The sequence below is a fragment of the Amycolatopsis sp. cmx-4-83 genome (assembly GCF_046548815.1).
Lineage (GTDB): Bacteria > Actinomycetota > Actinomycetes > Mycobacteriales > Pseudonocardiaceae > Amycolatopsis > Amycolatopsis pretoriensis_A.
Genome location: NZ_JAEBEF010000003.1, coordinates 78183 through 90493, shown reverse-complemented (window position 1 = coordinate 90493; position 12311 = coordinate 78183). Strand labels below are relative to the sequence as shown.

At 72.9% G+C, this 12311-nt stretch carries 12 protein-coding genes; 8 read left to right on the top strand and 4 right to left on the bottom strand.

Annotated elements, in window-relative coordinates:
* Positions 1 to 5: 5 nt before the first annotated feature.
* Complete coding sequence (locus tag ACLJQM_RS09990) at positions 6 to 2234, bottom strand: PHB depolymerase family esterase (RefSeq protein ID WP_360771663.1); 2229 nt, start codon at positions 2232 to 2234, stop codon at positions 6 to 8.
* Between the two features lie 137 nt (positions 2235 to 2371).
* Between ACLJQM_RS09990 and ACLJQM_RS09985 the strand changes: the two genes are divergently transcribed.
* Genes ACLJQM_RS09985 through ACLJQM_RS09970 form a run of 4 tightly spaced genes read left to right on the top strand, consistent with a single transcriptional unit; the run spans position 2372 to position 6416 of the window.
* Positions 2372 to 3934 (top strand): alkaline phosphatase D family protein, encoded by a 1563-nt coding sequence (locus ACLJQM_RS09985; RefSeq protein WP_410630881.1) that lies wholly within the window; start codon positions 2372 to 2374, stop codon positions 3932 to 3934.
* 54 nt (positions 3935 to 3988) lie between these two features.
* Complete coding sequence (locus ACLJQM_RS09980; RefSeq protein ID WP_410630879.1) at positions 3989 to 4807, top strand: helix-turn-helix transcriptional regulator; 819 nt, start codon at positions 3989 to 3991, stop codon at positions 4805 to 4807.
* A gap of 41 nt (positions 4808 to 4848) precedes the next feature.
* Positions 4849 to 5700 (top strand): oxidoreductase, encoded by an 852-nt coding sequence (locus ACLJQM_RS09975; RefSeq protein ID WP_410630877.1) that lies wholly within the window; start codon positions 4849 to 4851, stop codon positions 5698 to 5700.
* On the top strand, positions 5697 to 6416 hold the full coding sequence (locus tag ACLJQM_RS09970; RefSeq protein ID WP_247021836.1) for an SDR family oxidoreductase: 720 nt from the start codon (positions 5697 to 5699) through the stop codon (positions 6414 to 6416). Before ACLJQM_RS09975 ends, ACLJQM_RS09970 begins: the two co-directional genes overlap by 4 nt.
* 1 nt (position 6417) lies before the next feature.
* On the opposite strand, the gene ACLJQM_RS09965 is transcribed toward ACLJQM_RS09970, so the two are convergent.
* Together ACLJQM_RS09965 and ACLJQM_RS09960 are read right to left on the bottom strand one after the other, a co-directional pair.
* Positions 6418 to 7287, bottom strand: coding sequence for an NAD(P)H-hydrate dehydratase (locus ACLJQM_RS09965; protein WP_410630876.1), 870 nt, complete (start codon positions 7285 to 7287; stop codon positions 6418 to 6420).
* Positions 7265 to 7984 (bottom strand): histidine phosphatase family protein, encoded by a 720-nt coding sequence (locus ACLJQM_RS09960; RefSeq protein WP_247021832.1) that lies wholly within the window; start codon positions 7982 to 7984, stop codon positions 7265 to 7267. The genes ACLJQM_RS09965 and ACLJQM_RS09960 overlap by 23 nt, the downstream gene beginning before the upstream one ends.
* An 82-nt stretch (positions 7985 to 8066) precedes the next feature.
* Between ACLJQM_RS09960 and ACLJQM_RS09955 the strand changes: the two genes are divergently transcribed.
* Positions 8067 to 9290 carry a PP2C family protein-serine/threonine phosphatase gene (locus ACLJQM_RS09955; protein ID WP_410630875.1) on the top strand — a complete coding sequence of 408 codons (1224 nt, stop codon included), beginning with the start codon at positions 8067 to 8069 and terminating at the stop codon, positions 9288 to 9290.
* Between the two features lie 20 nt (positions 9291 to 9310).
* Here ACLJQM_RS09955 and ACLJQM_RS09950 read toward each other — a convergent pair whose 3' ends face one another.
* Positions 9311 to 9691 (bottom strand): STAS domain-containing protein, encoded by a 381-nt coding sequence (locus tag ACLJQM_RS09950; RefSeq protein WP_360771680.1) that lies wholly within the window; start codon positions 9689 to 9691, stop codon positions 9311 to 9313.
* A gap of 168 nt (positions 9692 to 9859) precedes the next feature.
* On the opposite strand from ACLJQM_RS09950, the gene ACLJQM_RS09945 reads away from it, so the two are divergent.
* The 3 genes from ACLJQM_RS09945 to ACLJQM_RS09935 are packed head-to-tail and all read left to right on the top strand — an operon-like array spanning position 9860 to position 12236.
* Positions 9860 to 10240 carry an STAS domain-containing protein gene (locus ACLJQM_RS09945; protein WP_410630874.1) on the top strand — a complete coding sequence of 127 codons (381 nt, stop codon included), beginning with the start codon at positions 9860 to 9862 and terminating at the stop codon, positions 10238 to 10240.
* The gene (locus tag ACLJQM_RS09940; protein ID WP_410630872.1) at positions 10240 to 11817 is read left to right on the top strand and encodes a PP2C family protein-serine/threonine phosphatase; all 1578 of its coding nucleotides are present in this window, start codon (positions 10240 to 10242) and stop codon (positions 11815 to 11817) included. The genes ACLJQM_RS09945 and ACLJQM_RS09940 overlap by 1 nt, the downstream gene beginning before the upstream one ends.
* Positions 11814 to 12236, top strand: a complete 423-nt coding sequence (locus ACLJQM_RS09935) for an ATP-binding protein (RefSeq protein WP_410630871.1) — start codon at positions 11814 to 11816, stop codon at positions 12234 to 12236. Before ACLJQM_RS09940 ends, ACLJQM_RS09935 begins: the two co-directional genes overlap by 4 nt.
* The last annotated feature ends 75 nt before the right edge of the window (positions 12237 to 12311 follow it).

Genomic DNA, 12311 nt, shown 5'->3' with positions numbered 1-12311 from the left:
ACTCGCTAGCCCGCCGAGCAGGTCACGGTCGGTGCCGTCAGGTTCCCGCCGTGCTGCACGGTGAACCCGATGACGTTGCCGCTGCCGTTGGGCCGCGCGGTCAGCACGTACCCGGTGCTGTCCCACGTCCCCGTGTAGTTCCAGCTGCCGATGACCTTCTGCGGCGAGTGGAAGGTGATCGTGAGCACCCAGGCGTTGCTTCCGGTCACCGTCACCTGGCCGTTGAAGCCGACGTTCCACTCCGCCGTCTTGAGGTACGTCCCGGTGCACCCGCCCGGCGGCGGGGTCGTGGTCGTCGTCGGCGGCGGGGTGGTGGGCGTGGTCGGCGTGGTGGTGGTCGGCGGCGGCGGGGTGCCGCCGTTCAGCGCGTCGAGCACCGCGGTGTAGGCGGCCTTCTTCTGGCCGTTGCCGTCGAACAGCAACGGCGTGGCGGACGCCCGCCACGAGTCCGTGTCCCGGATGCCCCACACGGTCATCCCGGTGCACCGGGCCACCGCGAGGCAGGCGTTCGTCACCGTGCGGTAGTTGTCCGCCTGCGCGGTCCCCGAGCCCTCGATGTCCAGCTCCGTGATCTGCACGTCGACGCCGAGGTCGGCGAAGCTCTGCAGGGTGGTCCGGTAGTTCGACGGCACCGGGCTGTTGGGGTTGAAGTGCGACTGGAAGCCGACGCAGTCGATCGGGACGCCGCGGGACTTGAAGTCCTGCACCATCCGGTACACGGCCTGGGTCTTCGCCTGGTTCCAGTCGTCGGTGTTGTAGTCGTTGTAGCAGAGCTTCGCGCCCGGGTCGGCCGCCCGCGCGGCGCGGAACGCCGCCTCGATCCAGTCGTCCCCGGTGCGCTGCAGGTTGGAGTCGCGCCGGGCACCCGAACCGCCGTCCGCGAAGGCCTCGTTGACGACGTCCCAGGCGTAGATCTGGCCGCGGTAGTGGGTCGCGACCTGGGTGATGTGGTTCAGGATCGCCGACCGCAGCGACGAGCCCTCCATACCCTGCATCCAGCCCGGCTGCTGCGCGTACCAAGCCAGCGTGTGCCCGCGCATCCGGGCGCCCTGGCTCGTCGCCTGGCTGACGATCCGGTCGGCGTTGCCGTACGAGAACTGGCCCTGCGCGGGCTCGGTCGCGTCGATCTTCATCTCGTTCTCCGGCGTGATCATGGAGAACTCGCGGCTCAGGATGCCGGTGTAGACGCTGTCCGAGAGCCTGCCCGCCGAAACCGCGGTGCCGAAGTACCGGCCGGTCCCGCTCGCCGCGCTCCCGAGCGTGCTCCCGGCGGGCGGCGCGGACGTCGTCGTCGTCGAAGTGCCGGCGCTGTTCAGGCCGAGGAACGCGATGGCGTACGCCACCATCCCGTTCTGCGGCAGCGCATGCCCGGCGCCCTGCACGCTGATGCCCTCGACCGGCGCCTGCACGCCGGTGCCGCCGTAGCGCGAGCGCGTCCAGCCGGACTGAGGGGAATCACTCGACGACGGCGTCTGGCTCACGCCCCGCAGGTTCGTCCACTGCTTGACCTCTTCGCCGAAGTTCGGGTAGCGCAGCGTGTCGTCGGCGGTGCCGTGCCACAGCTGCATCCGCGGGTACGGGCCGCTGCGCCCGCCGCTCATCTGCCGGGCCTGATCACCCCACTGCTGGGCGGTCTTGATCAGCTGGCCACCCGAACACTGGCTGTTCCAGCTCGACCCGTCGGTGGTGGCGAAGCAGCCGGCGGGCACGCCCATGAACGCCGAGCCGGCCGCGAACACGTCCGGGTACTCCGCGGCGAGCACGTTGGTCATCATCGCGCCGGAGGAGAAGCCGGTGACGAACACGCGTGCCGGGTCGACGTGGTAGCGCTGCTTGGCCCAGTCGACCATCGACAGGATGCCGACCGGGTCGCTGCCGCCGCCGCGGGTGAGCGCCTGCGGCGACGAGACGTCGAAGCACTGCCCGCTGCGCGTGGCTTCCGGGAAGACGATGACGTAGCCGTACTGGTCGGCCGCGGTGACGTAGTCGCGGGCGTAGCCGTTGAACACGGCGGAGGCCGAGCCGGTGCAGTAGTGGACCGCGACCAGCAGCGCCGGCTGCGGCGCCAGCCGGTCCGGGACGTAGGTGTACATGTTGAGGTTGCTGGGATTGCTGCCGAAATCGGTCACGCGCGTCAAGGTGGCCGCCGACGCGGGCTGCGCCGAAACCACCAGCACGACGGCAGCGGCGATCGACAGCGCGGCGGCGAGGAGGGCGGTGAAGAGTCTTCGCACTCGACGAATCCTTTCCGGGGGCGGGGCGCAGCTCGTGACGATCGTTCGTTCGCCGCCCGGGACCGGTCAACGATTATCGGGATGTTTCGCGACCTTTCGAACTGCCGCCGGGCCGGACTGCTGCGAGGATTCCGGGCATGACCGAGCTGCTCCTGGGACCGCTGCTGCGGCACGTGAACGCCGACTCGGCGACGATCTGGGTGGAGACGGACGGCCCGTGCGAAGTCCGCGTCGCCGAGGCGGCCGCCCGGACCTTCGAGGTCGCCGGGCACCACTACGCCCTCGTCGTGCTGACCGGGCTCGAGCCGGGGCGCAGCACGCCGTACGAAGTGCGGCTCGACGGCGAACTCGCCTGGCCCGGACCGGAAAGCACCCTGCCACCGAGCCGGATCCGGACGCTGGCCCCCGGCGACCCCCGGTTCCGCCTGGTGTTCGGGTCCTGCCGCAAACCGCGGGAGCAGGACGCGCTCGGCCCGGACGCACTCGCCGCGTACGCCCACCGGATGGCCGCGCTCGACGAGGCCGAATGGCCGGAATCGCTGCTCCTGCTGGGTGATCAGGTCTACGCCGACGAGACCACCGACGCCACGCAGGAGTGGCTCGCGCAGCGGCGTGACACGAGCGAACCGCCGGGCAACGAGGTCGCCGACTTCGAGGAGTACTGCCACCTGTACTTCGAGGCGTGGTGCGATCCGGCGGTGCGCTGGCTGATGTCGACCGTGCCGACGTCGATGATCTTCGACGACCACGACGTGCGCGACGACTGGAACACGTCGCACGCGTGGCGCGAGGAGATGACCCGGACGTCGTGGTGGCCGGAGCGGATCCGGGGCGCGCTGGTCTCGTACTGGGTGTACCAGCACCTGGGCAACCTCGGCCCCGACGAGCTCGCCGAAGACGACGTCTACCAGCAGGTGGTCAAGTCGGGCGTGGACAACGCCGGGCTGCTGCGGGAGTTCGCCGACCGCGCCGACCGCGAGGCCGACGGCGCCAAGGGCACCCGGTGGTCCTACCGGCGCGACTTCGGCCCGGTCCGGCTGCTGGTCATCGACTCGCGGGCCGGGCGGATCCTGGCCGGCGGCACCCGCTCGATGGTCGGCGAGGACGAGTTCCGCTGGATCGAGGAGCAGGCCGGCGGCGACTTCGAGCACCTGCTGATCGGCACCTCGCTGCCGTGGCTGATGCCGACCGCGCTGTCGGCCGCGCAGTCGGTCAACGAGCGGCTCTGCACCCGGCCCGGGCTCATCGGCCGGGTCAGCGAGTGGTTCCGCCAGCTCGCCGACCTGGAGCACTGGCCGGCGTTCCGCGAGTCGTTCGACCGGCTGAGCAAGCTCATCGGGCGGGTGGCGGACCGGGGCGTCGCCTCGGTGAACGTCCTGTCGGGCGACGTGCACCACGCGTACGTCGCCCGGGCCGACCTGCCGGGCGCACCGGTGCACCAGCTCACCTGCTCGCCGGTGCACAACACCGTGCCGTGGTACATGAACCGGCTGTTCCGCGCGGGCTGGGCGCGGAGCCTGACGCGGCTGAGCGAGGGCCTGGCCCGCCGCGTCGGCGTGCCGCCCGCGCCGCTGACCTGGCGCTGCGTTTCGGGGCCGCACTTCGGCAACGCCGTGATGACGCTGGACGTCGACGGGCGCGAAGCCACTGCCACGCTCCTGCAGCCGGACCACGAAGGGGAGCCGATCCGGCTCACCTGAGGGTGGGTGCGGCGCGGCCACCCAAGTCCGGCGCCACCGGGTTAGCCTCGGATCATGGCTGCGGAGAACGCTCTTGGTGAGTTCCTCCGGGCCCGCCGCGAACAGGTGGGCCCGGCGGACCTCGGCCTGCCCGCGGGCGGGCCGCGCCGGGTCGCCGGGCTGCGCCGCGAGGAGGTGGCGGTGCTGGCCGGGGTCAGCACCGACTACTACGTCCGGCTCGAGCAGGGGCGGGAGCGGAACCCGTCGGCGCAGGTCGTCGACGCGCTCGCGCACGGGCTCGCGCTGGACGAGGACGCCACCGCCCACCTGCACCGGCTGGCGAGCCCGGCCCCGAGACGACGTCGACGGCCACGGCGCGAGCAGGTCAGCCCGAACCTGCTGCGCCTGATGGACGGCTGGCCCGACACCCCCGCGCTGGTGCTCGGCCGCTGCCTGGACGTGCTCGCGCACAACGCGCTGGGCCAGGCGTTGTTCGGCGGGCACGAGCACAGCGCCGACCTGGTCCGGCTGGTGTTCCTCGACCCGGACGCCCGCGAGTTCTACCCGGACTGGGAGCGCGTCGCCGTCAACACGGTCGGTGGCCTGCGGGCGGCCGCCGGGATCGACCCGGACGACCCGCGGCTGATCGAGACGGTCGGCGAGCTGTCGGTCAAGAGCGCGGAGTTCCGCCGGTTGTGGGCGCGCCACGACATCCGGCAGAAGACGCACGAAACCAAGCGGTTCCACCACCGGCTCGTCGGTGAGCTCGTGCTGAGCTACGAGGCGCTGACCGTGAACAGCGCGCCCGGCCAGCAGCTGGTCGTCTACCAGGCCGAGCCGGGCAGCCCGTCGGAAGCGGCCCTCGCCCTCCTGGGCAGCCTCGCCGCTTCCTGAAAACCCCTTCCGCTGTTCCCCCATGGACGGAGTACTTCGTCGTGCCCGAAAACGCTGTCTGGTTCATCACCGGCTGCTCCAGCGGCCTCGGCCGCGCACTCGCCGAAGCCGTGCTCGACCGCGGGTGGCGGGCCGTCGTCACCGCCCGCGACCCGGCGCGGGTCCGCGACCTCGTCGAGGCGCACGGCGACCGCGCACTGGCGCTGCCGCTCGACGTCACCGACCACGCCCAGGTCACCGCCGCGGTCGAAAAGGCGGAAACGACCTTCGGCCGGATCGACGTCCTGGTCGGCAACGCCGGCTACGGCTACCTCGCCGCCGTCGAGGAAGGCGAGGACGCCGAGATCCGGAAGCTGTTCGACACCAACGTGTTCGGCCTCGCCGACGTCACCCGCGCGGTGCTGCCCGGCATGCGGGCCCGCCGCAGCGGGCACGTCGTGACCGTGTCGTCGCTCGGCGGGCTCGCCGCTTTCGGCGCCACCGGCTACTACCACGCGACGAAGTTCGCCGTGGAGGGGCTGTCGGAGTCGCTGGCCGCGGAAGTGGCCCCGCTGGGCATCAAGGTGACCATCGTGGAGCCCGCCGCGTTCCGCACCGCCTGGTCCGGCCCGTCGATGCGGCAGTCGGCGATCCGCATCGACGACTACGCCGAAACGGCCGGAGCGCGCCGGGAAGCGACCACCGCGACCTACGGCAGGCAGCCCGGCGACCCGGCCCGCGCGGCGGAAGCGATCATCGCCGCGGCCGGCGCCGCCGAGCCCCCGCTGCGGCTGCTGCTCGGCGAAGCCGCCTACACCATCGCCACGGCCCGGCTCGAAACCCTCAAGTCCACTTTCGACACCTGGCGCGAGACCACCCTCGGCGCCGACTTCCCCCGAGAGGAAACCCCGTGAAGACCGTCCTCATCACCGGTGCCAGCAGCGGCATCGGGCACGCCACCGCACTGCGCCTGGCCCGCGAAGGCCACCACGTCGTGCTCGGCGCCCGCCGCGAAGACCGGCTGACCGCGCTCGCCAAGGAGATCCACGACGCCGGCGGCACCGCCGACGTGCACCCCCTCGACGTCACCGACCGCGCGGACGTCGCCGCGTTCGCGGACGCCGCCGTCGAAGCGCACGGGCGGCTCGACGTCTTCGTCGCCAACGCGGGCGTGATGCCGTTGTCCCGCTTGGACTCCCTGCTCGTCGAGGAGTGGGACCGCACGATCGACGTCAACGTCCGCGGCCTGCTGCACGGGATCGCCGCGGTCCTGCCGCACTTCCGGCGCCAAGGCGGCGGGCACTTCGTCACCGTCGCCTCCACCGGGGCGCACGAGGTGGTGCCGACGGCCGCGGTCTACTGCGCCACCAAGTACGCGGCCCGCGCGATCACCGAAGGCCTACGGCTCGAGGCCGACCCCGGCATCCGCGTCACGACCGTCTCCCCCGGCGTCGTCGAGTCCGAACTGGCCGACAGCATCACCGATCCGGGGGCGAAGGAGGCGATGCGCACCTACCGCGCGGTGGCGATGGCGCCGGACACCATCGCCGGCGCGATCTCCTACGCGATCGGGCAGCCGGACGGCGTCGACGTCAACGAGATCGTCGTGCGGCCGACCGCCCAGCGGTGACTCAGCGCTCCAGCTCGGCGATCACCCGCGGGATCTGGGCGACGAGCTCCCGCGCCAGCAGCCCGGTGCTGCCGGTGTCCGGGATCAGCCGCTGGCCGGCGACGGCGTGGACGTGCGTCGCCCAGCAGGCGGCCTGGTCGACGGCCGCACCGCGGGCGAGGAAGCCGCCGGTCAGCCCGGCCAGCACGTCGCCGCTGCCGGACGTCGCCAGCCCGACGTGGCCGCTGCCGTCCCGCCAGACGCGGCCGCCGGGCGTGGCGACCACGCCCATCAGCAGCACCACGCCGCGGTAGCGCCGGGCGATCCGCACCGCCGTCTCCAGGTCGTCGACGTCCTTTTCCTCGCACCCGTCGAGGAAGGCCGCTTCGACCCGGTTCGGGGTGAGGAGGAGCCGGTCCGCCAGCGGCTCGGCCAGCTCCGGTGCCCGGCTCAGCGCGCCGAGCGCGAACGCGTCGAGCACCACCCGCGCGTCCGGGGCGATGGCGGGCACCAGCCGCCGCAGCAGTTCTTCGGTTTCCTCGGCGCCGGTCAGGCCCGGACCGACCACGACGGTGCCGGCGCCGGGGAGGACGTCGGCCAGCCGGCCGGCGGCGTCGGCGGCGATCGCGCCGGATTCGGTTTCCGGCAGGCCGGACACCGACGACTCGGGTACCGAAACGCCGATGGCCGTCGCGTGGCGTTCGGCGACCGCCAGCTGGAGGGTGCCCGCCCCGGCGCGCAGGGCGGCGGTCCCGGACAACGCGGGCGCGCCGGGCACCGCGCGGGCACCGCCGACGACGAGCACCGTGCCGCGGTCACCGGTGCCGATCCGCCAGTCCCGCAACAGGGCCGGGCTGATCGGCGCCGGCTCAGGAGAGCTGTCGCGCGGCATCGTCGTCCGCCGTCGGCGGGGTGTCGGTGGCGTGCAGGTGCCCGACCTCCTGGGCGAGCACCATGGTGAACCCGCGGTCGTGGTCGCGCTCCCACGCCGTCACCGAGCCGTTCGGGACTTCGGTGGCGTCGGCCGCGCGGAGCAGATCGGGCTCCGGCAGGCCTTCGAGGAGGTAGCGCAGGGCGAAGACGGTCATCTCGTGGGCGGCCAGCAGAACGCGCTTTCCGGCGTGCTGGGCGCTCAGCTCGTTCAGCAGGGAACGCACCCGCAGCACGACATCGGCCCAGGATTCGCCGCCCGGCGGCCGGTAGTAGAACTTGCCGAGCCGCCGCTTGCGCCGCAGTTCGTCGGGCCACCGCTCGCGGACGCCGTGGGACGTCAGCAGGTCCAGCACGCCGAGTTCGCGGTCGCGCAGCCGTTCGTCCGGCACGATCGGGACGCCGTCGGGCGCGGCCAGCCTGGCGGTGTCCCAGGCCCGGCGGTAGGTCGAGGTGACCACGAGGTCCGGCGGGCGCTCGGCGAAGAACCCGCCGGCGGCCTTCGCCTGGTCCTCCCCCAGTTCCGTCAGCGGGACGTCGGCGTCGCGCTCGGCGATGTCGATCACGTCCGCCCCGGCCGACTCCGCTTCCTCGCGGGCCACGTTCCCGGTGCTCTGCCCGTGCCGCAGCACGGCCACCCACTCCAAGTCGACGCTCACGACCGGCTGGTTACCCCGGGGGACCCGCCGTCGAAACGCGGGATGGTTAGGCCCGCAAAGGGGTTGCGGCTAGGGTCGTTCCATGTCGCGAAGTCTCGACGCCCACGACCGGCTGCAGCAACTGGAGACGATCATCGGCGCCCCCGCCGGTCACCTCGTGCTGGCCGAGGTGCTCGTCGAGACGTTGCGGCGGTTGTGCCAGGTCATGGGCGTCGACACCGCGACCGTGCTGCGCTACCAGCCCAGTGCCCGGCAGCTCGTGGCGTTCGCCGCGGCCGGCATCGAGGAAGAGGTCCACCAGGGCGTGCGGGTGCCGGTCGGCAGCGGGTTCGCCGGCCGGGTCGCGCTGGAGCGGGCCCCGGTGATCCTCGACCACGTCGACGAAACCACCGTCGTGAACTCCCTGCTGTGGGAGCGCGGACTGCACTCGATGCTCGGCGTGCCGATGATCGCCGGCAGCGAGCTCGTCGGAGTGCTGCACGTCGGCTCGGTGACGCCCCGGCCGTTCAGCGAAACCGAAGTGGCCACGATGCAGCTGCTCGCCGACCGCCTCGCCGCGACGATCCAGGTGGAGGCCAGGGAAGAGAACCGCACCGCCACCATGGCGCTGCAGCGCAGCCTGCTGCCGAGCAGCCTGCCCGCGGTGTCCGGGCTGGAGTTCGGCGCCCGGTACGTGCCCGGCGCGGAGACCGGCCTCGGCGGGGACTGGTACGACCTGTTCACGCTGCCGGGCGACCGGCTCGGCGTTGTGATGGGCGACGTTTCGGGCCACGGCCTCGACGCGGCCGTGATCATGGGACGCCTGCGCAGCGCGCTGCGCGCCTACGCCCTCGACTGCGAAAGCCCGGCCGACGTGCTCGCCAAGCTCGACCGCAAGGCCAACCACTTCGAGCACGGCGCGATGGCCACGGTGGCCTACGGGATCATCGGCCCGGACCGGGAAGCGGTGACGCTCTCGCTGGCCGGGCACCTGCCGCCGGTGCTGGTCACCCCCGGTGTGACGGGCCGGCTGGTCGACGTGCCCCCGGATCCCCCGATCGGGTTGACCATCGGCGAGCCCGAACGGCGCACGACGGTCGTCGACCTCCCGCCGGACGCCGTGCTCACGTTCTACACCGACGGTCTGGTCGAGCGCCGGGACCGGCCGGTGGACGCCGGGATGCAGCTGCTGGCCGACTCGGTGTACGCCGGCGAGCCCGAGCGGCTCTGCGCGCAGATCATGACCGCGATGATCGGCAGCCGGCCGGCCCAGGACGACGTGGCCCTGCTGGCCATCCGGCGGCTGCCCGTCCCGGCCGGCGGCTGAGCGCGACCGGGACGGCGCGGTCACCCGGCCAGCGCGGCTTCCCGGGTGGGGAAGAGCGACAGGCTGTCCTCGAGACCGGTCAGCTGGATCGGGCGCAGGGTGGCCCGGCCGGTCGCGACGATCCGCACCGCGGTCCCCGCGGCGGCGTTGCGGTGGATCGTCAGCAGCGCGGTCAGCCCCGGCGAAGCGAGGAACTCGACGCGGGTCAGGTCGACGACGAGCACCGGGGGTTCGGCGGCCAGCGCCTCGTCCGCGGCCCGCACGAGAGCAGGCGCGGTCGTGGTGTCCACGTCGCCGGCGACCTCGACCACGACGGCACCGGCTTGCTCCGTTCGGGCGATCCGGAACTCCCCGAACGGCACAGCGGTCGTCGCGCTTTCAGTATGGGTGTGCTCGCTCATGACGCGTACTCCTGCCTCCGGCAACGCCTCCGGGGTGCCCGGTGGGCGTGCGTGATCACGAAGGCTGTCTGCTCAACCGGTGTCAATCATGCCCGTCCCGCCGCCGCACCGCCGTGTCAGTGCCCCCTCCGCTTTCGGGCGGCTCCCCGAGCAGGCAAGATGAAGGCCATGGCCGAAAGAGACGTGACCGGGGACGCACTCGGCGACGCGGCTGGTTCAGCGGGCTCGGTGGCACTGGAGGACCGCGACGGCACCGCCGTGCTGCGCGTCGACGGTGCCCTCGACCTCGCGCTGGCACCGAAACTCCGCCAGCTGGTGGAACGCGCCGCCCGGTCGCGGCCCGCGTCGCTCGTCATCGACCTCACCGGCGTCACCTTCCTGGCTTCGGCGGGCATGGCCGAGCTCGTCCGGGCGCACCGCGGGCAGACCGCGGCCACTCCGCTGCGGGTGGTCGCCAGCGGCCGCATCACCCTGCGCCCGCTGGAGCTGACCCGGCTGACCGACGAACTCGCCATCTACTCTTCGCTGTCCGAAGCACTGGCGCGCTGATGGCGCCCGGTCCGCGGTCCGACGAGGTGCTCGACGCCGTGCGCCGCGCCTTCGTCGGGGACGCCGGAACGCCGGCCGCCACCGGGGTCCGGTCCCTCACCCCCGCCGAGGCGGACGCGGTGCTGGGCGGGCGCGCCGCGGCGGTCGTGACCGATCCCGAGGTGCTGGCGGAACTGCTGCCGGGCACGGAAGTCACCCGCGCGATCGCGGTCGCCGACGGCGAACAGGGCACCGTGGTCTACACCACCGAGCAGGTCGGTGAGCTGCCCGCGCTCGTCGCGGCCGCCGTGGACGCCGCAACCGCGGACCTGGCCGCCACCGTCCGGCGGCTGCGGGGCGAAGCCGCGGTGCTCGACGCGCTGCACTCCACCGGCCGGCAGCTGACCGCCCAGCTCGACATCGACCCGCTCGTGCAGGACGCGACCGACGCCGCCACGAAGGCGACCGGCGCCGCCTTCGGCGCGTTCTTCTACAACCTGGTCGACGAGCTCGGCGAGTCCTACACGCTGTACACGATCTCGGGCGTGCCGCGCGCGGCGTTCGCCCGGTTCCCGATGCCGCGCAACACCGCGGTCTTCGCGCCCACCTTCGACGGCGAGGGCACCGTGCGCAGCCCCGACATCACGAAGGACGAGCGGTTCGGGAAGAACGCGCCGTACCACGGGATGCCCGAAGGGCACCTGCCCGTGTGCAGCTACCTGGCCGTGCCGGTGCTCAGCCCGACCTCCGGTGAGGTGCTGGGCGGGTTCTTCTTCGGCCACCCCGAACCGGACCGCTTCACCGCCCGCCACGAGTACCTCGCCGAAGGCATCGCCGCGTACACGGCCATCGCGCTCGACAACGCGCGTCTCTACGAACGCGAGCGCACGCTGGCCACCGAGCTGTCCCGCAGCATGCTTCCGGTCGCTCCGGCCACGCCGGGTCTCGACGTGTTCACCCGGTACCTGCCCGCGGTCACCGGCAGCAAGGTGGGCGGCGACTGGTTCGACGTGATCCGGCTGCCGTCCGGCGGGACGGCGTTCGTCATCGGCGACGTCGTCGGCCACGGCGTCACGGCCGCGACGGTGATGGGCCAGGTCCGCACCGCCATCCGCAGCTACGCCCGGCTCGAGCTGCCACCGTCGGAGGTCCTGCGCCACGTCTCCGACCTCACCGGCGGGCTGTTCGGCGAAAGCTTCGTGACCTGCTTCTACGCGGTCCACCGGCCGGACCACGGCACCCTGACCTACGCGAACGCCGGTCACCTGCCCGCGATCCTGATCCGCCTCGGCGAGCCGCCGGAGCAGATCGGCGAGGCGCTGGCGCAGCCGCTGGGCGTCGGTTCGGTCTTCCCCCAGCGCACCACCGGGTTCCCGGTCGGCGCGGACCTGGTGCTCTACACCGACGGGCTGGTCGAGAGCCGCACCCGCGACCTCACGCTCGGCATCGAATGGCTGCTGGCGGGTATTCCCGGGCTGCTGACCGCGGCCGACCTCCGCACGGCCTGGGACAAGCTCGTCCAAGAACTGACGCGCGGACGGCACGACGACGACATCGCGGTCATCCACGTGCGCCACCGCGGAGAGGACGCCCCATGACCGACCCCCGCCCGCCGGGCGCCCCCGGTCCCGCGACCTCGTTCCACCGGCGGACCGCCGCGATCGCCGGGCTGCTGCCCGACCTGCGCGAGGCGCTGGCCGGCTGGCTCAACCGGCTCGGGCTCAGCGAGGAACGGCAGGAGGACGTCGTCCTGGCCGGCTACGAGGCGATGGCCAACTCGGCCGAACACGCGTACCGCGACGGAGCGGCGGGCCAGATCGACGTCCGCGCCGAATCGCTGGGCGGCCGGCTGACGGTGACGGTCACCGACTACGGCACCTGGCAGCCGCCCGCCGAGACGAACGGCCTGCGCGGCCGCGGCCTGCTGCTCATCGACACCCTCGCCGACCACAGCGCCAAGGTGCACCGCGAGGACGGCACCACCGTCACCATGACCTGGCTGACCGGCGGCGCCTGACCGGAACCCGCTCACCCGGATGTGTCGGCTCGTGCGCGCGGCGGCCGCCTACCGGGTCGAGTAGGCTTTCCCCAG